The sequence below is a fragment of the Veillonella sp. CHU732 genome (genome assembly GCF_003992085.1).
GTDB lineage: Bacteria > Bacillota > Negativicutes > Veillonellales > Veillonellaceae > F0422.
This window is the reverse complement of sequence record NZ_RQVC01000029.1, coordinates 1-1,586: the sequence shown is the minus strand read 5'-3', so window position 1 is coordinate 1,586 and position 1,586 is coordinate 1. Positions and strand designations below refer to the sequence as shown.

The 1,586-nt window shown below is 39.7% G+C and carries 1 pseudogene; it reads left to right on the top strand.

Features of this window, described 5'->3' with window-relative positions:
• Positions 1-1,586 (top strand): annotated as a pseudogene (locus EO121_RS08535) (hypothetical protein); the annotation flags it as partial.

The following is a 1,586-nucleotide window of genomic DNA, read 5'->3' as shown; positions in this document are numbered from 1 at the left end:
TTAGGCGAACCAGCTCAAGATGCAGATTACTTAGCTAAATTAAAAGAGGCTAAAGAAGGCAATACAGTTAATAACTCTGCAGTAAACGTAACAGATTTACATAACACTGCGAATGCGATCGTTGAAAAAGGATTGAAATTCAAAGGTAACCTAGGAGAGGTAATCACTAAAAAATTAGGTGAAGAACTTGACATCGTAGGTGAAGGTACAGTAGCAGAAACCGTAGCAACAGCAGCCAACAACATCCGCACTAAGAATGTTGATGGTAAACTAGAAATTGGATTAGTACAAGACTTAACAGGTATTACATCCATCACTGGTGGCGTTGCTAATAACGATACAAAAATCGAATTAGGAAAAACGGGATTAAAAGTTACCAATACAGTAACACCAGATGCTGGTGGTGCAGTAGAAACAAAAACAATTACAATCGGCAAAGATGGTATCGATGCTAGTAATACAAAAATCATTAACGTGGCAGATCCAATAGGTGACAAAGATGCAGCTAATAAAGCATATGTAGATGCTCAAAAATGGGGCTTAAAAGTTCAAAATGGTACTGATGCTGCAGCAGATGTTACACCAAATACAGGTAAAATTACATTAAAAACTGGAACAGATACAAGCGATGATGCAACAAAACCTAAAAAAGGTCTTGTCATTGCCAAGGACGATCAAGGCAACATCACACTTGGCTTAGAAAAAGCAGATCGTACTACATTAGACAATGCAGTTAACATTGGTAACACAGCCTCTGACGGACGTGATGGACAAGCGGGTGCCAATGGACAAGGTGTAGAAGTAGCTGGTACAGCAGGTGCACAAGGTCCAACTGGTAAAGACGGCTTAAATGGTAAAGACTTAACATCTAAAGTCAATGCACTTCGTAACGGCGAAGCTGGTACAGTGGTGTATACAAATGCAGCCGGTGATCGTCTTGTGAAAGCAAACGATGGTCAGTACTACAAAGCTAATGAAGTAGAACCTAATGGAGAGAAAAAACCAGGAGCTACTGCGGTTGATACCAAAGATGTAATTGCCAGCTTAGTATCTCCAGATGGCAAAACAACTGGTGCAACTAATAAGTTATCTAACATTGCAGATGGAACAGTGTCTTCTACTTCTAAAGATGCAGTGAACGGCAGTCAATTGTTCAACGAACGTGTCACAAGTCCAGTGATCTTCGTAGATAAAGATGGTAACCAAGTATTCAAAACAGCAGACGGTAAATTTACTACTAAAGACGGTGCAGAAATTACTAATGCTGATGATTTAGCTAAGATTCATACAAAAGTGAATGCTGCTAAATCGATGACATTGGATAATGTGGCATCTGCTTTAGGCGAACCAGCTCAAGATGCAGATTACTTAGCTAAATTAAAAGAGGCTAAAGAAGGCAATACGGTTAATAACTCTGCAGTAAACGTAACAGATTTACATAACACTGCGAATGCGATCGTTGAAAAAGGCTTGAAATTCAAAGGAAACCTAGGCGAGGTAATCACTAAAAAATTAGGTGAAGAACTTGACATCGTAGGTGAAGGTACAGTAGCAGAAACCGTAGCAACAGCAGCCAACAACATCCG